Origin of the sequence: Pedobacter terrestris (assembly GCF_052343045.1) — a bacterium.
GTDB lineage: Bacteria > Bacteroidota > Bacteroidia > Sphingobacteriales > Sphingobacteriaceae > Pedobacter.
Map to the genome: position 1 here is coordinate 5,052,532 of NZ_CP180264.1, position 20,985 is coordinate 5,073,516.

Below are 20,985 nucleotides of genomic sequence, written 5' to 3' on the forward strand. Positions count from 1 at the left end.
GATAAAAATATGAAAGTTGTAATACTTGCAGGCGGTTTAGGTACCAGGCTGATGGAAGAAACAGAAGCCCGTCCAAAACCAATGGTTGAAATTGGTGGTAAGCCGATTTTATGGCACATTATGAAAATATATGAAGCCTATGGCTATAATGATTTCGTATTGTGTTTAGGATACAAGGCCCAAAGCATTAAAGAGTATTTTTTGAACTACTATCTCTATAATTCAGATGTATCTATTGATATTGAGAAAAATAAGGTTGACGTACACTTTTCCAATTCTGAATCTTTTAAAGTTACTTTAGTGGATACGGGTTTAACCACCAATACCGCTGGTAGAATTAAAAAAATTCAAAAATATGTGCAGGATGAAACGTTCATGCTTACTTATGGGGATGGTGTTGCAGATATAGATATCACTAAATTGGTTGCGTTTCATAAAAGTCATGGTAAATTGGCCACGTTGACCAGTATCCAGACACCCGGGCGTTTCGGTAATATTGAAATGGACGAGCATGGTGCCGTTAAACACTTTGTAGAAAAACCGCAGGGTGATGGCATGTGGATTAATGGTGGTTTCTTCGTTTTGGAACCAGGTATTTTCAAGTATCTGGAAAGAGACATGGACGAAATTCAGTGGGAAAATATACCTCTAAAAGAAATCGCAAATGACGGTCAATTGGCCGCATTTAAACATTCTGGTTTTTGGAAACCGATGGATGCACTGAGAGATCGCATTGAACTGGAGCAACTTTGGTCTACTGGTCAGGCAAAATGGAAAATCTGGTAAGATGAGTTTTCAGAATATATATCAAGGAAAAAAGGTACTTATAACCGGACATACCGGTTTCAAAGGGTCCTGGATGGCGATCTGGCTTAAAGAATTAGGCGCAGATGTGTATGGTTATGCACTGTTGCCACAGTCCGAAATGGATAATTTCGTTATCTGTAATCTAAAAAGTCATATCAACCATTACGAAGGTGATGTACGTGATGGTAAAAAACTGAAAGACTATTTTCAAGAGGTGCAACCTGATTTCGCTTTTCATCTGGCTGCGCAACCCCTCGTTTTATTGTCTTATCAAGATCCCGTAGGCACGTTTGATACCAATTTGATGGGTACAGTTAATTTCTGGGAAGCGGTAAGAGCCACCCCTTCTGTTAAAGCTGCTGTAAATGTGACTACAGATAAATGTTATGACAATAAAGAATGGGTTTGGGGTTATAGAGAGAACGATCCAATGGGTGGAAAAGATCCTTATAGTGCTTCGAAAGGTTGCTCAGAGTTGATCACTAATTCATATCTGGAATCATTTTTCAATATTGAAGGCACCTGTAATATTGCCTCTGCCAGAGCGGGTAACGTGATTGGTGGTGGGGATTGGGCGATGGACCGCATTGTGCCGGATTATTTTCGTGCGGTAAAAGAAGGACGTAAGTTGGAAATTAGGAACCCATACGCTACCCGGCCATGGCAACATGTGTTAGAGCCCTTAAGTGGTTATTTGAATTTAGGTGCACAACTCTATTCAAAAGGTAAAGGTTTTAGCGGTGGATGGAATTTTGGACCTGAAGATATGACCAATTATTCGGTAAAAGAACTGATCGATGAAATGCTGCATTTAGATGCTGATGGTGGTTACATTATTCCGGAAGGAACCAGCAAGTTACATGAAGCAGTATTATTAAAATTAGACATTTCAAAAGCCTCTAATTACCTAAAATGGAAGCCAGCATTAAGCTTTAAAGCTACCGTTGCCTTCACTTTAAATGGTTATAAGGATGATTTAAATAGCGAAGCAAACATTTATTCGTCTAGAGTCGGTCAAATAAATGAATATGTTCAAAGCGCTAAATTAAATCAAATAGAATGGGCTCAATAGAAAAGATACTCGTTACTGGAGCAACAGGCTTTTTAGGTAGTAAAATATTACAAAATCTATTGACTATCGGGTATAACCCTGTTATTCTAGTGCGAACAACATCAAATCTATGGCGAATTAAAAATATAATATCGCAGTGCGAAGTTTTCACTATTGAAGAAAATGGGGGAAATATAAAGGATCTGTTTGAGTTATATAATGTTACAAGCATTATTCATACAGCAACTGAATATGGTAGAGATAAGCCTCTGTCTACACTATTAAGAACGAATGTCATCTTCCCGATTCAATTGATTGAATACGGACTAAAAAAAGAGCTTAAACTATTTATCAATGCAGATACCTTTTTTGCCAAACCTCAATTTGAACAAGATTATTTAAATCAATATACAGATTCTAAGCGTATTTTGGAAAAGCTACTCAAAGGTTTATCAAGGTTACTAGCGGTTAGAAATGTTAGACTTGAACATATTTTTGGAGAAAATGATGCTGATTCAAAGTTTTTTACCGCAATTTTTAATCAACTTGTTCGTAACGAGCCTGAAATTTTACTAACAGATGGTTATCAGAAAAGGGACTTTGTTTATGTCGATGATGCAGCTGAAGCATTCGTAAATATCCTGCAAAAGACAAACAATGAGAAAGGCTATATTGAATTCCAGACAGGTCTTGGTAAATCAGTCAGCGTTAGGGATCTTGTTGAAGAAATGGCAAAGTTAACAGGATCTAAGTCCGTATTGAAATTTGGGGCATTGCAAAATAGAGTAGGAGAGATTCCAGACTCCTTCGCTGACTTATCTGAACTTACTAAAACAGGTTGGAAAGCTAAGTACGATTTAAGTTCAGCAATTATTAAGATGATTAAACTAACAAAATAAGTTCAAAATGAATATTGATTTTAATTTAAAAACGTTTAAACCAGCAGTTGCAGGTGTAGACTATATTCCTGTAACGGGAAAAGTTATTGAAGAGGATGATTTGCTTTTATGTATGGAATCTGTTGCAGACGGATGGCTTACTGCAGGAAGATTTGCTATAGAATTCGAATCTGAATTTGCCAAGTATTTCGGTGCTGCTAAAGCATTATTAGTTAATTCAGGCTCTTCTGCAAATTTGGTCGCATTTTATGCGCTCACCTCACCTAAATTAGGTGAGCGGGCTATAAGACCTGGAGATGAGGTGATTACGGTTGCAGCAGGATTCCCAACTACAGTGAATCCTATTGTACAATTTGGCGCTATACCTGTCTTTATTGACGTTGATGTTGCTTCGCACAATGTGAAAGCTGATATGATTGAAGCAGCCGTATCTCCTAAGACAAAAGCGATCATGATTGCACACTCCTTGGGTAATCCATTTGAATTGGATGAAGTAATGCGTGTAGCAAAGAAATACAATTTATGGGTAATCGAAGACGATTGCGATTCATTAGGCGCTACTTATAAAGGTAAAAAGACCGGAACTTTTGGTGATATCTCTACCTTTTCATTTTATCCTGCACATCACATTACCATGGGTGAAGGTGGTGCTGTAATCGTAAACAATCCGGAACTCAGTAAACTTGCGGAAAGTTTTAGGGATTGGGGACGTGATTGTTACTGTGAACCTGGTAAAGATAATACCTGTGGATGCCGCTTTGGACAGCAATTAGGATCTTTACCATATGGTTATGACCATAAATATACATACTCACACGTAGGATTCAATTTGAAAGTCACGGATATGCAAGCTGCTTTGGGTGTATCGCAGATGAAGAAAATTGATCGGTTTGTTGCAAAAAGGCGTGAAAATTTCGCTTTGTTGTATGACAGAATGAAGGAGTTTGAAGATGTTTTCATTTTACCAGAGCCAACTAAAGATTCAGAGCCTTCCTGGTTTGGATTTTTAATGACTTTAAGAGACGGTGATTCAAATGATCGTCATATGCTCGTACAACATTTAGAAGAGAAAAAAATTGGAACAAGATTATTATTTGCTGGTAATCTATTGCGTCAACCTGCATACGCAAATGTTGAACATCGTGTGGTTGGTGACCTAACAAATACAGACATTATCATGAATCAATCCTTTTGGTTGGGCGTATGGCCTGGCTTGGATGCGACTCATTATGATTACATCGCTGATGTAATAAGAGAGTATATAAATTCTTAATTATCTGTTAAAAAGATGAAGTATAAAGTTGATAAAGCGATAGCTTGGACTATAATAAATCGTTCAATAGGTGTCATCAAAGGCCCGTTATCGCTTTATTTTATAATTACCTTTCTTACCCCAAAAATTCAGGGGGTATGGTATGCATTTGGCAGCTTAAGTGCATTAACCATATTTGCTGAATTGGGCTTTTTGACTATTATTACACAGTTTGTTAGCCACGAATTTGCGCTGATGAGCGAAGAAGGGGGGCAAATAAATGGTAGTCAAACACAATTGAATCGTTTTTTTGGGCTAATTAAGTTTTCTTTCAGATTTTACTCCATCGTCGTACCTGTAGCAATAATCTTATTGGCAGCAATTGGCTCTTTTTTTTTCAGATCAGAAGATCCAAGTATTAAATGGGCATGGATTATTTATTCTATAGCTGGAGGTATAGATCTGTTGTTAAGTCTTTCTCAAGCTATATATGCTGGGGTAAATAGAGTTAAGGAGGCACAAATTAATGCCTTGATATATTCCTCTCTTAGTACCATTACAACTTGGATAATGTTAACATTGAAGTTTGGTATTTGGGCTATTGTTTATGGAAATTTAATTGGCGTTTTTATGGCGATGATTATATTTTATTTTAGAGGAAAAATGTTCTGGAAACAGGTAACTGAGTTCAAATATGTACAACAACATTCTTTTTTGAAAGAAACATTGCCTTTGCAACTTAAGTATGCTGTTTCTTGGATAAGTGCTTATTTTATATTAAATACTCTTATTCCTACGGCATATAAGTTTACTACAAAAGTAGAAGCTGGGCAATTGGGCATTACACTCGCACTTGTTGGTGCAATTACATTAATCTCCAATGCTTTGGTAAATGCAAAGGTGCCTTTGATTAATATGTTTGTGGCTAAGGCTAATTATACTGATTTAAATATACTTTTCAAACGTTTATTTAAACAAAGTATAGCATTACAAACATTTGCTTTTTTTATGGCAGTATTCATGTTGATTATTTTAAGAAAATATCAGCCGCACTATGCTGATCGGTTTTTGCCGATATATGATGTTATATTATTAATGACATTACAGATACCGCAACTTGCCATAAATTTTCTTTCTATATATATGAGGGCACATAAAGAAGAGCCTTTGATGTGGGCAATTTTATTTCAATCTATATTAGTCTTTGTTGCCGTAACCTTTTTTATGTATTTCTATAACTTGAGAGTTGTTTTATATGCCATGAATTGTATTTATTTTCTAATAGCGCTACCATTAACTATTTATATTTTCACGAAAAAGTACCGATCATATATACATTATGCAAATCACAGGTAATCATAATATTATTCTTTCTATCTGCATTCCAACTTACAATCGTGCAGGATACTTGTCGGCTTGTTTAAGATCAATTTACAATCAAACAATCCTTAGTGATTCTATACAGGTTGTTGTGTCAGATAATTGCTCAACTGACGATACAGCTTCCATTGTTCGAGAATTTCAACATCATCCAAATTTTCTATATATCCGCCAAAGTGAAAACATTGGCATGTCACGAAATATACTTGCTGTTGTAGAACAAGCATCGGGTGAGTTTTGCTGGATTACCGGAGATGATGATTTCATAATTGATGGTGCGATAGACAGGTTGGTTGAATTGATAAAAAAACATCAGGACGTTGATTTCTACTTTACTAAATTACAAGGTATAAATCTGAAAGAATACGATGCTTATGAAAATTTTGATACTTCGCTATACCCTTCAAAAAGAAATAAAGAATTAGTAATAGAAAATATTGAAAAGTGGGAATATTTAATTAGGCCAAAATATTCAGGTATTTTTATGGGCGAATTAATGGCTGGCGTATTTAGAAGATCTGTATGGAATCAAGTTACGGTAACACCACACGGTGAATTTTTAAGTACGGTTGAAGATTCTTATGTATTTTGTGTCGTTTATGCCAATGCCTTTTTTGGTAGAAAAGCAATCTATATTCATACTCCAATCATTTTAGTATTAGAAGGAGCAAGAGAATGGATGGACAGATTAGGTTATATCCTTATCGTAATTATTAAAGATTTGATAGACCTATATAAATCAAAAGGATTGGACAAACGAGTTTTAGCTGAGTGCTATGCCGAATATGTAAAACTCACTATACCACATGCTTTAAGGTACTTTTGGCACGGCTCCAATTACAAAGACAAGATTTCGCTAAAGAAATATTATAATTTTCTGAAATCAAATCCGAAAGAAACTTTTAAAGGAATGTATCTATACGTTGGGTCATCTTTCAAAACACAATTACGTAGAGGAACTTCAAATATTATAAAATTTCTTAGTCCCAGAATGCATGCAAGACTTAAAACAAAATACTCATAAATTTAGTTTCTATCACTTTTTGAAACACATATATCAAAAGTGTTACGCTATTTCGACTACGGTTTTAACAAGGATAATCTTTAATCTTAATCATGTTAAGCACGGCACTGTTAGATCTGTAGGTCTTCCATTTATGGAAATAAATAATAATTCCCAATGTATTTTTGGCGACCAATTTGCAATGGTAAATGAAGCAAGGTTCGCTACACTGGGTAAAAGTAATCGATGCAAAATAGTCGTCTATTCTGGAGCAAAACTTGAAATTGGAAATAGTGTTGGGATGAGCAACGCGACCATTGTTTCCTCTCAATCAATAATTATAGGTAATAATATTTTAATTGGAGGTGGTGTTACAATAGTTGATACAGACTTCCACTCTCTTAATCCAGTGCATTGGCATACAAAATACGATGAAGAGAATATGAAAAGTTCGCCAGTTGTTATAAATAATAATGTATTTATTGGGATGGACAGCATTATACTAAAAGGTGTTACAATAGGCTCGAATGTTATAATTGCTGCTGGATCTGTTGTCTCCAAAAGCATACCCGACAATCAAATATGGGCAGGCAATCCAGCAAAGTTTATTAGAGAGAATAATATTAATTAGATAATGGATGTAGTAGTTTTTTTTAATGGACTTGGAAATCAAATGTCTCAATATGCATTTTATTTGCAAAAAAGAGAGATAGATAAAAGGACGGAATATATAGATTTTTGTCGCCAGCATAATGGTTTAGAGCTGAGCAGAATATTCAACATAAATATAGAAACCAATGCAAAAAAGGGTATTCTATACGTATTATTTAGATTTTTACTAACAGAGAAACTTAAATTAGTAAATTTTTTAAAAAATATCTTTAAGAAGCGTAAAATTAACATCATAAAGGAAAAATATGATTATAGTTTTAACAAAGATTATTTAATGCCGAGCAAAAGTGGAATAACGTATTATTTTGGTGGATGGCCAAGTGAAAAATATTTTATATCGGTTAAAGATAAAGTAGCAAAATCCTTTGAATTTGTTAAACCAGAGGATGAAGATAATGTTACCATGCTAAATAAAATAAAAACAGAAAACAGCGTTGCTATTCACATCAGACGTGGTGATTATTTACAAGGAGATAATATTAATATATTTGGGGGCGTGTGTACGGTAACATATTTTGAAAATGCCATAAAAAAAATTGAAGAAAGTGTTATAAATCCACATTTTTTCGTTTTCTCAAATGATATTCCATGGGTTAAAGATAATTTGAACATGAAAAATTCAACTTACGTAACCTTTAATTCTGGAGAGAATTCTTGGAAAGATATGTATCTGATGTCAAATTGTAATCATAATATTATTTCAAACAGTACATTTAGCTGGTGGGGAGCATGGTTAAATAAAAATCCAGAAAAAATAGTTATTTCTCCTTCTAGATATTTAAACAATGATGTTAAAACTGATGTATATCCGGATTCTTGGATAAAAATTACAGAATACTAATTTTAGTGAAACCTATTCAAGGTCATAAGGGAAAAAATAACGATGAACAAAAATATTATATATACAATTGTTGCAAAAAATTATCTGGCGCTAGCAAAAACACTTGTTGAATCAGTAAAGAAAAATAACGACCAATGGCAAGTTGATACTGAATTTTATGTTTTTGTTGCTGATGAATTCGAAGTGAGCCAACAATTTGAGATTGACGATTGTGTTATAATTGAATGCAAGGAACTTGGGCTGAAGGATTATTCAAGTTTAGCATATAAATATGATATCACTGAGTTCTGTACAGCATTAAAACCATTTTGCTTAGATTATCTTTTCGGTATTAATCAAAATGCAAAAATCATTTATTTCGATCCTGATATATGTGTGTTTTCTTCATTAGCGCCTATATTTAAATCATTAGATGATAAATTATGTGTATTAACTCCACACTATATTACGCCTGAAGTTAATTATTCAGGTGTGGTACCGGAAGAAATGATCCTTTGGGTTGGCATATTTAACTTAGGATTTATTGCTGTAAATACTCAGAATCCTAATTATAAAATCTTTATCGAATGGTGGAAAAATCGGCTTTTTGATAAATGTTATGCAGACAAGCAGGATGGACTACATACCGATCAAAAGTGGATTGATTATGTTCCTTCATATTTCCCTAATGATGTACATATATCGCACAATATGGGCTATAATGTCTCTATATGGAATTTACATGAGAGGAAGATTATTATTGATGGTGATCAAAAATTCTATATTAATTCAACTGATCAGAAGAAGGGTTACGAGTTAACTTTTTTCCATTTCTCGGGATTCGATATAGATAATAAAAATGTGATTCATAAACACCACCCTGTACTAAATATATCTAATAGGCCTGATATGATTCCCTTATTAGAACTCTATAGGTCATCACTCATTAATAACGGAATTAATACTACCATAAAATGGAAATATAGCTATGGGACCTATGATAACGGGTATCCTATAACACAATTCCATCGTCGTTTATTCAGACGTATGTTACAGATGCAAGTCAAACTTGGAGACCCTTTTTCTATTACCGAAGGTACAATGTATCAATTACTTAAAGCTAACAACCTGTTGACAAAAGTAAATCAGACGGATAAATTAAAAGCAACGAGTATAACAAAATATTCAGGGAAGATTAAGATTGTTCTAAATATTATGAAGAGGGTAAAAGGCTTGATAGGGGTAGATAAGTATTCACTATTGTTAAAATTCTTATTAAAGTACTCACGTACAGAAAATCAAATTTTCTTAATTAATGAGCTGAAGGATCAATACACTTTCTATAATGAAAATCGAATTGATTCTATTAACTTAAAGTAAGAATTTAATCAAGCTAATGCTTTATATAAAGAACAATATACTTTCTGTAATCATAATTATTGGGATTATACAAGCTATTATCACCAATATTTTAAGTATAGGTATTCCCCTGTTACCTTTATTTAATGTGTTTTTTTTGCTGTTCTACTATGCAACTTCATTATTTGGAAATCATAAGATCAAGTTCAATGCTGAATTTTATATCTTATTTCTGAGTCTGTTGATTTTATTCTTAATTGGCATTGCTAAAGACTCGACAAATTTTAAAGAAATAATATTCCATTTAAATGTAATAATAGCTTTAATAGTAGGAAAAACAGTAGCTAAGGATTCTGATTTTCAATTCAAAATTCCAATAAAATTTTTGATTGCCTATCTTGTAATATCTATCATTATCCATGTTTTTTTCTGGGAGATAGTGGCTGCCAAAATTTATTCAGGTGATGATTATCTGGGACTTAAGACCAATGGTTTTAATAGATTGTATGGCCTACTATTTAATCCACTAGCTAATGCATATTTTTTATTATTAATGCTTTTTTTCACATTCGCAATTCATAAAAAAGGCCTTTTTATTTTAAAGTTTTTATTAGTAGCATGCATTTCCTTAGCGATTACGAGGGGAGCGATAGTTTCACTTGGATTGTTTCTTGTTTTCTATTTAATATATGAAAGCAAGTGGTTTTATATTGCCTTGATTAGTGGATTTGTATACCTAGCATATTTATTTTTTGAACCAGTAACTATTATAATCGACTCGATTATTAAAATGGAGGACTCGCAAGGTTCTGCGCAAGCACATAATGCATCTATGTCTAATGCAATTGATTATATTTTGAATACTCCATTTGGAGGTGGCTTCTCTGATCAATTTGTAGAAAGCTGGATTTTGAATTACGGATTATATTATGGATATGCTGGCATCGCAGTTTTATTAATATTTATGGCGTACGTAGGCATAAATTTGTTAAGAAAAAGAAAAATATACTTTGCAATGCTATTTGTTTCGTTCTTACCCGTAACGCTGATCATACCTTTCCATACCTTTAACTTACCGATAGTGCTTTTTTTTGTTTTTACCTATTACCTTTATTATAGAAAATTACCAGTATGAGAATTGGATTTGATGCGACATTGCTAAGAAATGGATTTTTTACAGGAATTGAGAAATACGTCATAAATTTTTTGAAAACCATTAATGAAAAAGAAATTGATTTTGAGTTTTATGTTTTCATCCAAGACGGGTTCCCGGATTTTTTAAAAAAAGAGTTAAATAATTTAAATCTTATACATCTCCATAGTGCAAACAGGATTATATTGGATCAAATTCTGATTCCATTACATTCAAAAAAATTAAATCTTGATTTAATACATTTTCCTGCTTTCGCACCTGGTCTATTATACAGAGGAAAAGCAATTGTAACTGTTCATGATGCTACATTCTGGAAATACCCTCAGACAATTTCAAAAGGTGGTAAATACTATTATCGACCCATTTTAAATCATTCAGTTTCTAGAATAAATCATTTCATAACTGTATCTGAAAGTTCAAAAGATGATTTAATAGAACATCTAGGATTATCAGCCGAACAAATAACGGTAGTGTATGAAGCTTTAGATGGTGATTTCGACAGGCTTCGTTCGAAACAGAATAACGAGAATAGTAAGTATAGTACCGATAAATATATATTAAGTGTGGGTACAATAGAGCCGAGGAAGAATATTCAAACGTTAATAAAAGCTTTTTGTATTCTGAAACAACATTATAATATAAATTATAAATTAATATTGACTGGTAGAAACGGATGGAAAGATAAGCTTGAGATTCCAGCCGATACTTTAGATAATATAATTTTTACTGGGTATGTCTCTGATGTAGAGTTATTAGGTTTATATAAAAATGCCTCGTTATATGTCTTTCCTTCGTTGTATGAGGGATTTGGTTTTCCATTATTAGAGGCGATGTCAGTTGGCACTCCAATTGTAGCTTCATTAACATCCTCATTGCCGGAAATTGGAGGGAGCGCTTGTATATACGTAAATGATCCCCTTAGCGCAGATGAATATGCAAAGAATATTTTCGAGGTTTTAAATGATACTACTAAGCAAGAAATAATGATTAAGTCTGGATATCAAAGAGTAGAAGAATTTAGCTGGAACAAATGCGTTGAAAAAACATTAGATATATATAAGTCAGTATGCTAAATAGGATAAACTTTCTTGGTTACGATTTTGTTTCGGAACAAAGTAATAAGTCAGTGGTGGATGATATATTAAAAAATACCTCTTTTGGGGATTCAAATAAATTGCCATTCTTGATAACACCAAACGTTGATTATTTAGTTAAACTAAATAAACGTGAGAATTTCGATTTAAAACAGGCACTTCTTAAGTCCAGATATATTTTGCCAGATGGTATGCCGATTGTTTTATCCTCGAGATTTTTTAACAGGAACTTATCTGCGCGACTTACTGGTAGTGATTTATTCCCTATATTATGGAGGAAGTCGATTTTTTTATCAAAAAATATTTTAGTCTTATCAAGCTCCGACGAAATTTCAATAAAGCTAAAAAAAGAATCACCTAATGTTGAATCTCTAACTATGCCATTTTTTTCAGCTGATGACAATACTATAATTGATAAAATTGTTTTAGATTGTATTGAAGTTATCCTAAGTAAAAAGACTTATGTGGTATTTATTGGGTTAGGTTTTCCTAAACAAGATATTATTGCTTTAAGGATTTATGAGTCTTTAAAGAAAATACCTAGTCAGCCGATGCCTTTATTTTGCATGCTTGGAGCATCTTTTGAATTTTATTTACATATAAAAAAAAGGGCACCCCTGTTTTGGCAAAAAATTGGAGCCGAGTGGTTGTTTAGATTTATGAACGAACCAACAAGGTTGTTTAAAAGGTACTTCATTGATAGTTGGGCTTTTGTTCAAATTCTATTTAGAGAATCCAAATGATGCATTATAAAAAATAGATATCGTGAAAACTAATACATATACCTTAATCATGGCCGGCGGCGTCGGTTCCCGTTTTTGGCCAAAAAGTCGTAATCATTTCCCTAAACAATTTATCGACATCTTGGGAACCGGTGAATCTCTTTTACAACTTACCTATAAAAGGTTCCTGAATGTAGCTCAGAATGAAAATATTTTCGTCTTGACAAATACGAGTTATGCAGATTTAGTCCAAAAGCAACTGCCTGATATTTTAACGGAGAACATTTTATTGGAGCCGAGCCGTAACAATACTGCACCATGTATAGCATATGCTACCTATAAGATATTACAGCAAAACCCGGATGCCAATATTGTAGTTGCACCTTCAGATCATTTGATATTAAAGGAAAATGTTTTTTTGAATAAGATAGAACAGGCCTTGCAATTTACGGAGCGGAACGATGCTTTAGTGACTCTAGGTATCAGTCCAACAAGACCAGATACAGGTTATGGCTATATCAAATTTGACAATACAGAGTCAAACTCGGAGCTGAAAAAAGTTTCCGCTTTCATGGAAAAACCAAATTTAGATAAAGCAAAAGAATATTTAGCCGACGGTGCTTACGTTTGGAATGCAGGTATTTTTATTTGGTCTGCCAAAAGTTTGAAAAATGCATTTCAAAAATATGCCTCAGAAATTGATGAAGTTTTTACCAAAGGAGACAACCTGTACAATACAAACGAAGAGCAGCAATTTATCGCTGAGCATTATCCAACCTGTCCGAATATATCCATTGATTATGCGATTTTAGAAAAGGCAGATAATATTTATACCATTCCTGCGGACATTGGTTGGTCTGATTTAGGCACTTGGGCGTCATTACATGAAGTAGCAGAAAAAGACGAACATAAAAATGTGATTAATGTTGAAAAGTTCGATATTAAAGATACACATAACTGCATTGTACATTTGCCGAAGAATAAAGTTGCTGTCATCCGTGGGCTTGAAAATTTTATCATTGTGGATGATGGTGAGGTCTTAATGATTTATCCAAAAAACGAGGAACAAGAAATTAAAAAGGTTTCTCAAAATGTAGTGGCGAAGTTCGGTGAGATATTTTCCTAAAGTAGTTGAGCTTTAGAATTATCGGTTACTCTTTTCTGTAGATAGAATAAATACACTCTAAAACAATTTGTGTAACTTAGCGCTATTATTGGGCATGGAAATTGTGGACTAGCGATAAGTTCACAATTTCTATCCCGAACTAAATTCTAATTGCTTATGCAAACACGTTACTTATTCATTTTAAAGTATATTCTACCCATTACAGATTTGGTAATGGTGAATTTGGTGTACTTTTTTGCCTACGAATTTACTGGTTACCTAGGAAAGGCTGTAACATCTGAATTGCAATGGCACTACATCGTAGTCTGTAACCTGATTTGGATTGTAAGTACCACATCGTTTGGTTTATATACAGAATACGGATCGCGCAGAATAGAAAGAATTTATCGGGGCACCTGGAAAAGTGTGGTTTTGCATGGAATTCTATTTTCAATCTATCTTTTCTTCTCTAAACAAAATGATTTTTCAAGATCGTTTCTTTTGGTTTTTTACGGATCATTAGGGCTTTTGTTTTTAATTAATCGTTTTGTGGGCACGTCTTTTCAATTTCTGTTATTCAATCATTTGAGAGGTGTAAAATCTGTTGCGATTTTAGGAAACAATGCAACAGGCTTGCAATTGGCAGATTATTTCGAAAAGCAGCGGTACATTGAGTTTCACGGCTTTCTAAATGATGTTCCTAGTGACTACCTCGATCGTGATGGGCAAATTTCTGAGATCGTTGGACAACAGTTTAAAATGGCTTTGGATAAAGGTGTGAAAGATATCTATGTAACCATTGCGCCGGAGCGTATGGCTGATATGACTTTATTAACAGAAGAAGCAGAACGCCAATGTGTGCGTTTGAAATTTATACCTGATATCAGTGGTGCATTATTGTCGCCATATACCGTAAGTTATTTAGGAAATGAATTTCCGGTGATTTCACTGCGTTCTGAGCCTCTTGAAAAAGTACATAACCGATTTAAAAAGCGTTTGATCGATATTATCTTCAGCGGAATGGTCATCTTGTTTGTATTAAGCTGGTTGTATCCAATCATCGCGCTTTTAATAAAGTTGCAAAGCAAAGGCCCTGTTTTGTTCAAGCAATTGCGTAGTGGACGTGATGATGAACCTTTTTGGTGTTTCAAATTCAGGAGTATGCGAATGAACAACGATAGCGATAAACGCCAGGCGAGTAAAAACGATGATCGGATTACACCAATCGGTAAGTTTTTGCGTAAATCGAGTTTAGACGAATTGCCACAGTTCTTTAACGTATTTATGGGGCATATGAGCGTTGTTGGTCCGCGGCCGCATATGTTGAGCCATACAGAACAATATAAGGGAATTGTAGATCAGTTTATGGTGCGTCACTTTTTAAAACCAGGAATTACGGGTTGGGCGCAAGTAAATGGATTCCGCGGAGAAACCAAAGAAGATTATAAGATGGTTAAACGGGTAGAACACGATATCTGGTACCTCGAAAACTGGAGCGCCATGCTCGATGTTAAAATTATCTTCATGACTGTTATCAACATGGCAAAAGGAGAAGAAAACGCGTACTAAAATTAGATATTTTACTAAAATACAAAAGGGACTCAATGTTGATTGAGTCCCTTTTTTTATGGTTTATTTATTTAACCTGCCATACTATTTGTTGTTCTTTTTATTCCGAGTTTCTTAACGGTTGCAACAATTGTGGCTTTATCATAGCCGCATTCTGCCCAGAGTTCTGGTTGCTCGCCATGTTCGATAAATTCATCCGGAATACCCAAACGTACAATATTACTGTTGTAACCGTGATCGGCCATAAATTCTAAAATCGCAGAACCTACACCACCTTGTAAACAGCCGTCTTCAACGGTAATAATGTTTTTATATTTTGCGAAAACTTCGTGCAGCATTGATGCATCTAAAGGTTTTGCAAAACGTAAATCGTAGTGCGCAGGATAATAACCCTCGCTGTTTAATTCATTTTGTGCTTCTACTACGAAGTTACCAACATGACCTAATGTTAAAACTGCTACGTCTTCACCATCAGTAATTTTTCGGCCTTTGCCAATTTCCAATGCCTTAAATGGACGTTTCCAATCGGGCATAACGCCATTTCCGCGAGGATAGCGAATCACAAACGGACCAATATTATCCTGCTGAGCAGTAAACATCAAATTCCGAAGTTCTTCCTCGTTCATAGGAGAAGAAACCACAAGATTGGGGATGCAACGCATAAAAGCTACGTCATATGCGCCATGATGCGTTGCACCATCAGCACCTGCTAAACCCGCACGATCTAAACAGAAAACCACATTAAGTTTCTGAATGGCTACATCATGAATAACCTGATCGTAAGCCCTCTGCATAAAGCTGGAGTAAATGTTGCAAAAAGGCAAAAGCCCCTGTGCAGCCAGACCTGCTGAAAAAGTTACGGCATGCTGCTCAGCAATACCCACATCAAATGCCCTTTTCGGCATGGCTTTCATCATAATATTTAATGACGATCCGGATGGCATTGCAGGTGTAATACCAACAATTTTATCATTCGCCTCTGCCAGTTCAACCATGGTGTGTCCAAACACATCCTGGTATTTTGGAGGTTGCGGTTTATCGGGAATACTTTTTTTGATCTCTCCGGTAATTTTGTCGAACAAGCCTGGCGCATGCCATTTGGTTTGATCTTTTTCTGCCAGTGCAAATCCTTTTCCCTTTACCGTTACGCAGTGCAAAAGTTTTGGTCCGGGGATATCTTTTAATTCTTTGATTACCTGCGCTAAACGTTTCACATCATGACCATCAACCGGGCCGAAGTAACGGAAATTGAGCGCTTCGAATAAATTGCTTTGTTTTAATAAGGTTCCTTTTACGCTTTTCTCAATCTTTTTCACATACTTATGCGCATTTGGACCAAGTTTAGAAAGGTTGGCAAGTACGTGAGAAATGTCGTCGCGGAAACGGTTGTAAGATTTCGAAATGGTAATGCTCGTCAAATATTCTTTCAGCGCACCAACATTCGGATCGATAGACATGCAATTGTCGTTCAGGATAACCAAAACATTGCTGTTTTCTATTCCGGCGTGGTTTAATCCTTCAAAAGCCAAACCTGCAGTCATTGCGCCATCACCAATTACAGCAACATGCTGGCGATCGGTTTCACCCTTAATTTGTGAAGCCACAGCCATACCTAAAGCAGCAGAAATGGAAGTAGAAGAGTGGCCAACGCCAAAAGTATCGTATTCGCTTTCGCTGATTTTAGGGAAACCGCTTATACCTTTATATACGCGGTTGGTGTGAAACAACTCACGGCGGCCGGTTAGGATTTTATGTCCGTATGCCTGGTGGCCAACATCCCAAACGAGTTTGTCGTAAGGCGTGTTTAAGGCGTAATGTAAGGCAACAGTAAGTTCTACCACGCCTAAACTGGCACCGAAGTGCCCACCATTTACACTTACAATGTCTATGATGTATTGACGTAATTCCTGGCTTATTTGTTCTAAGTCAGTTTCACTATATTGCTTCAGGTCAGCAGGATAGTTAATTGTTGATAATAGTGGGCCAGCTTTTACTTGCATTCAATTTTCTGGTAAAAAACAAGATACAAAGTAAGGTATTTTTGTTGTAATATCGAAGAGAATAATAAGGGTTTTATTGTCTTGTGTAAGTATGGTAATTACGCGCGGCATGTCTGAAGGACAAGTTATCAAAAAACAATAATGCAACAGTTCTTCAATTTGATAGAGTTAGGCGATCTATCCATCTTTTTCCCTATTTTTGCCACCGTCCATGCAAGCAGAAAATTTTGAGATTAAACTTCCAATATTCGAAGGCCCATTCGATTTGTTGTTGTTCTTTATTGAACGCGATGAACTGAATATTCAGGATGTGGAGATCTCAAAAATTACCAACGATTTTCTGTCTTATATTCATCAACTTTTGGCTTTAAATGTTGAAGTGGCAAGCGAGTTTATTTTGGTTGCTGCAACGCTGATGCGGATAAAATCTAAAATGCTTTTGCCGCGTATAGAGTTGGATGGGGCCGGAAACGAATTGAATCCCGAACAAGATTTGATTGCCCGATTGATTGCCTATAAACAGTTTAAAACTGTTTCTGAAGAGTTGAAGGTATTTGAAGATGGGCGATTAAAACTGGAACGCCGCGGCAATATTGATTATGACCTGAGTTTGGCTGCAGAATCTTCCAGCCATCAAGATGAATTGCTTTCGCTTGATCTGTATCGTTTATTAATAGTGTATAACCGCTCTATGCAGAAATACGAATTGCGTAGTGAAGAAGTGAAACACACCGTTGTACAATATCCTTATACAATAGAGCAGCAAAAACATTTTATTGCCAATCTGCTGGATATCAATAAACAAATTGATTTCGCCTTTGTCCTTAAAAACTCAGAAAACAAAGTGCACTTTGTGTATAACTTCCTGGCCATTTTAGAAATGCTGCAGCAGCAAATTGTAGAAATCAATATCGGTAGTGGCTACAATAACTTCAACGTCAAAGCCGTAAATTAAACAGACCGCGATCCTTTATGAAAACGGGTATCAGTGGTTTTAGCGTTTAGTTTTAGAAACACGGAAGTGAGGCCTGGTATTGTATCTCAATTCCTATAGCTCCCTTTTCAATTTTTTAACAGATAGAATTGGGAAAAAAAGCGAATAAAAACCTGCAAGTGTACCCATCAAAACTGATGATAATAAAATGTTGTAACGGTAACCTTCTGGCATAAAAAGATACAGCGCAGCAATACCAGCAACAGCAATTAGAAAAGTTGCAATTGCATGTTTTCCGGCCATTCTAAAAATGTATTTATTCTTGGGGAAATTCTCTTTAATAACCAGATCAAACCTTCGTTTAATGCCCGCTTCAATTGTTTTTTTCAGAATATCAAAAGTGAGCATAAAAGGCAATAGAAGAGACATTGGGAGCAGGAAACGCGCCAGATTTTGTTCGCCATTTAGCAATTGTACACTGCCTTGTTCTTTAAAAACCAAATAAGGAATTAATGCATTGAACAAAACATTTGGTGCCAGATAAATGAGCATATTTTTACACAAAAACATTCTGCGTTTTACCCTTCTGGTGTAAGTTGTTTCTACTTCTTCAAGCATATACAACGGTGTTAGAAACGTTTAGCAATGTCATCAATGCACATGCTTTTTGGGTAATTTCTTTCGCTTGCGCTTCTGGCAAAAAAGAGGCATTAGAGAGGAAAGAAAAATCGAGTTGATTGTTAAAGCTGCTCAACACAAGTGTATTGGCGTTTCGCCATGGGAAAGCTACAGTTGGACTATAAATGGTTTCGATCTTAAAATCCTGGTAAGTTTCCTGAATATCCAGTCTGCCCATATTGCTCAACGTAATATCGTGAGAACCATTCGTTGATTTTAGAAAACCAATCATCCGGTTTACCGAAGAATGGAAATATTCGCTCATATTCAACAAACTGAAAATTTTCATTTCAGAAATTTTCTTGTCCAGATCGGTTTTTAAAGCACGCGCATGATCCCAAAAATTTATTAGTTTCGGGTTGAGATTCATTTCTGCAATTGGCGCAAAGGCGAATAAGGTATCTTGTTTAATGGACGGAATAAAACGGCGAATATCAACCGGACTGATCACCTTCCCATGCGATTTTTCTTTTTGAACAGTTTTAAAAGCCAGTAAAAATGCTGCGCATATTGCTGCATGAACACTGGTGTTTTCTTGTTTACATCTTGTAATAAACTGGTGCGTTTCAAAAGGATTTAATTTCCAGTGGATCACGTAATTGTTTTCAGGAGCGTTTTTTGCCTTGGTATTTTTAAAGAAAAAGTAAAGTTTGGCCAAAGCTGAAAACACTTTCCCTTTAAAATGTGCCGCTCGGCCATTATCAAAATTTGCAGGAAGCAAATCCTGAACGCTATTAAAAGATGAATACGGATGAAGTTCTTGTTGCGGATTATCCATCAAACTCATCAATTCCCGCATTAGGTTTAAAATACTTGTTCCATCGCAAATGCAATGTGGCAAAACCAGAAGCAATTCAGAATAGGCATGTCCTTTTATCCAGATTAAACGCGCCAATGGCTCATTTTCACGATCAAACAATGCATACCATTCTTTTTTTGATTCCGTTAACCAATCTTGTTCATCATGACGTGGGATGATACGCAAAGGAATGCTGGCTATGTTTTCATTGTGTACAAAATAAGGTTCCTTGCCGCTGTTGTCAATTTTCATCCGCAATAGCGGATGTTTTTGCTGAATTTTGGATAAAGCCAAACGCAATTTTTCTTCATCAATCTTTCCGGATATTTTTGCAGTAAAAACACAGTTTAATGGTGTTTTCGAATCTACATGCATAATTCTTTCGCCAAGTATTAATCGTCTTTTCATGCGGCTTCAGTTAAAGGTTGGGTTAAAAGATTGTCCAGAATTTCCATCATTTTTTCTTTAATCGCTTTTCCTTCTGCGTACGGTAAATAGCCCTCGCTAAACATAAACGAAAAATCCATTTCTCCGCGGTAAGTAGAAGTTACCAAAGTTGTGGTATTGCCCAACGGACCAATAACAGACGGACTAAAAATGGTTTCTATTTCGAAATTTTGATAATGCGAAACGATATCCAGTTTACCCAGATTGGAAAACATACAATCGTTACTGGATTTTCCGTATTTAAGCAGATTGCTGAATTTTTTCAATGCAGAATGGCAAGATTCCATCATTAGCATTAAATTATATGGATTTAATTTTGATAGTTTCTGACTGACATCAGCCTGAAGTGTTCTTACCTGATCAATGAAACCTTTTTTCAAATCAGCAGAAAGCACAATCATTAACCCGAAAGCAAAAATATGATCGGTTTTAATTAATGGATTGTAGTTGCGCACATCAACAGGCAATGAAATTTTGTTAAATGCTTTAGTACCACGCACGGATTTGAATGCACACAACAATGCGCCACTTAAAAGGGTGTTAACTGTAAATTGGTGCGTTTTGCAAAACTGGATTATCGCTTTGCTTTGCGCCTCAGTAAGTTTCCAATTGAGCATGTAATCTTGTTGGCGTTCTACGGCTGTTTTTTTTACCGGAATAAGGCGCAACGCTGTTGTAGTTATTTTGCCAATTAATCCGTTTTTTAATCTTTTAGGGAAGCTTTTCAATACTTTTTGCGGCACAATATCCTGCAAATTCAGAATAGGTTTTTCTTTTCCAATATCAGCTTTTGGATTGTCAAGCAAAGCGAGTAAAGCTTTAACAATAGAAATGGTTGCTGTTCCATCGCAAAGGCAGTGGTGAATAACCAATAAAATTTCGGATACATCTTCGGCACGTAACCACACTAAACGCAACAATGGATTTTTAGTCGCATCAAACGGCATACTCCATTCTTCTTTCGATACTTTTTGCCAATCGTCATCGCTATATCTTTCTATAATGCGTAATGGAATTGGAAAAGTTTCGGCTGAATTGGCTTTCATCCAAGGCCAGTTTTTCTCATCAACTTCTACAGATGCCGTTAACCAGGGATGTTTTTCCTGTATTCCCTTTAATGCTGCTTTCAATTCTGATTCGGTAATTTTTCCCTTTATTTTAAGCGGAAAAACCAAATTAAATGGTGTACATCCATCACCATACAACATCCTTTCGCCAAAAAACATTTTCCTTTTCATATC

At 35.2% G+C, this 20,985-nt stretch carries 19 protein-coding genes; 15 read left to right on the forward strand and 4 right to left on the reverse strand.

Annotation, left to right across the window (positions count from 1 at the left end):
- Positions 1-9: 9 nt before the first annotated feature.
- From rfbF to ACJVDH_RS21805, 14 genes are all read left to right on the forward strand, one after another.
- Complete coding sequence (gene rfbF / locus ACJVDH_RS21740) at positions 10-786, forward strand: glucose-1-phosphate cytidylyltransferase (RefSeq protein ID WP_443945504.1); 777 nt, start codon at positions 10-12, stop codon at positions 784-786.
- A gap of 1 nt (position 787) precedes the next feature.
- Positions 788-1,879 (forward strand): CDP-glucose 4,6-dehydratase, encoded by a 1,092-nt coding sequence (rfbG, locus tag ACJVDH_RS21745; RefSeq protein ID WP_443945505.1) that lies wholly within the window; start codon positions 788-790, stop codon positions 1,877-1,879.
- A complete protein-coding gene (locus ACJVDH_RS21750; protein WP_443945506.1) occupies positions 1,867-2,757 on the forward strand; it encodes an NAD-dependent epimerase/dehydratase family protein in 891 nt (296 codons plus the stop codon). Before rfbG ends, ACJVDH_RS21750 begins: the two co-directional genes overlap by 13 nt.
- A gap of 7 nt (positions 2,758-2,764) precedes the next feature.
- The gene (gene rfbH / locus ACJVDH_RS21755; RefSeq protein WP_443945507.1) at positions 2,765-4,030 is read left to right on the forward strand and encodes a lipopolysaccharide biosynthesis protein RfbH; all 1,266 of its coding nucleotides are present in this window, start codon (positions 2,765-2,767) and stop codon (positions 4,028-4,030) included.
- A gap of 15 nt (positions 4,031-4,045) precedes the next feature.
- On the forward strand, positions 4,046-5,365 hold the full coding sequence (locus ACJVDH_RS21760; RefSeq protein WP_443945508.1) for a hypothetical protein: 1,320 nt from the start codon (positions 4,046-4,048) through the stop codon (positions 5,363-5,365).
- Positions 5,349-6,413, forward strand: a complete 1,065-nt coding sequence (locus ACJVDH_RS21765) for a glycosyltransferase family 2 protein (protein WP_443945509.1) — start codon at positions 5,349-5,351, stop codon at positions 6,411-6,413. The genes ACJVDH_RS21760 and ACJVDH_RS21765 overlap by 17 nt, the downstream gene beginning before the upstream one ends.
- A 133-nt stretch (positions 6,414-6,546) precedes the next feature.
- Entirely contained in the window at positions 6,547-7,023 is a 477-nt protein-coding gene (locus tag ACJVDH_RS21770) for an acyltransferase (RefSeq protein ID WP_443945510.1), read from the forward strand.
- Positions 7,024-7,026: 3 nt separating this feature from the next.
- Entirely contained in the window at positions 7,027-7,905 is an 879-nt protein-coding gene (locus ACJVDH_RS21775) for an alpha-1,2-fucosyltransferase (protein WP_443945511.1), read from the forward strand.
- Positions 7,906-7,947: 42 nt separating this feature from the next.
- Positions 7,948-9,264 carry a glycosyltransferase gene (locus ACJVDH_RS21780; protein WP_443945512.1) on the forward strand — a complete coding sequence of 439 codons (1,317 nt, stop codon included), beginning with the start codon at positions 7,948-7,950 and terminating at the stop codon, positions 9,262-9,264.
- A gap of 16 nt (positions 9,265-9,280) precedes the next feature.
- Entirely contained in the window at positions 9,281-10,378 is a 1,098-nt protein-coding gene (locus ACJVDH_RS21785) for a hypothetical protein (protein ID WP_443945513.1), read from the forward strand.
- On the forward strand, positions 10,375-11,469 hold the full coding sequence (locus tag ACJVDH_RS21790; protein WP_443945514.1) for a glycosyltransferase family 4 protein: 1,095 nt from the start codon (positions 10,375-10,377) through the stop codon (positions 11,467-11,469). Before ACJVDH_RS21785 ends, ACJVDH_RS21790 begins: the two co-directional genes overlap by 4 nt.
- On the forward strand, positions 11,463-12,233 hold the full coding sequence (locus ACJVDH_RS21795) for a WecB/TagA/CpsF family glycosyltransferase (RefSeq protein WP_443945515.1): 771 nt from the start codon (positions 11,463-11,465) through the stop codon (positions 12,231-12,233). The genes ACJVDH_RS21790 and ACJVDH_RS21795 overlap by 7 nt, the downstream gene beginning before the upstream one ends.
- Before the next feature lie 22 nt (positions 12,234-12,255).
- Entirely contained in the window at positions 12,256-13,338 is a 1,083-nt protein-coding gene (locus ACJVDH_RS21800; protein WP_443945516.1) for a mannose-1-phosphate guanylyltransferase, read from the forward strand.
- Positions 13,339-13,494: 156 nt separating this feature from the next.
- Positions 13,495-14,886: an undecaprenyl-phosphate glucose phosphotransferase gene (locus ACJVDH_RS21805; protein ID WP_443945517.1), complete on the forward strand. Its 1,392-nt coding sequence runs from the start codon at positions 13,495-13,497 to the stop codon at positions 14,884-14,886.
- A gap of 71 nt (positions 14,887-14,957) precedes the next feature.
- Here ACJVDH_RS21805 and dxs read toward each other — a convergent pair whose 3' ends face one another.
- A complete protein-coding gene (dxs, locus tag ACJVDH_RS21810) occupies positions 14,958-16,886 on the reverse strand; it encodes a 1-deoxy-D-xylulose-5-phosphate synthase (protein WP_443945518.1) in 1,929 nt (642 codons plus the stop codon).
- Positions 16,887-17,097: 211 nt separating this feature from the next.
- Between dxs and ACJVDH_RS21815 the strand changes: the two genes are divergently transcribed.
- Positions 17,098-17,841 (forward strand): segregation and condensation protein A, encoded by a 744-nt coding sequence (locus ACJVDH_RS21815; RefSeq protein ID WP_443945519.1) that lies wholly within the window; start codon positions 17,098-17,100, stop codon positions 17,839-17,841.
- A 93-nt stretch (positions 17,842-17,934) separates the two neighbouring features.
- Here ACJVDH_RS21815 and ACJVDH_RS21820 read toward each other — a convergent pair whose 3' ends face one another.
- From ACJVDH_RS21820 to ACJVDH_RS21830, 3 genes are read right to left on the reverse strand one after another with little or no spacing between them, the layout of a single operon-like run.
- A complete protein-coding gene (locus ACJVDH_RS21820) occupies positions 17,935-18,438 on the reverse strand; it encodes a hypothetical protein (RefSeq protein WP_443945520.1) in 504 nt (167 codons plus the stop codon).
- Positions 18,431-19,705, reverse strand: coding sequence for a condensation domain-containing protein (locus tag ACJVDH_RS21825; protein WP_443945521.1), 1,275 nt, complete (start codon positions 19,703-19,705; stop codon positions 18,431-18,433). The genes ACJVDH_RS21820 and ACJVDH_RS21825 overlap by 8 nt, the downstream gene beginning before the upstream one ends.
- Entirely contained in the window at positions 19,702-20,982 is a 1,281-nt protein-coding gene (locus ACJVDH_RS21830) for a condensation domain-containing protein (protein ID WP_443945522.1), read from the reverse strand. Before ACJVDH_RS21830 ends, ACJVDH_RS21825 begins: the two co-directional genes overlap by 4 nt.
- Between the last annotated feature and the right edge of the window lie 3 nt (positions 20,983-20,985).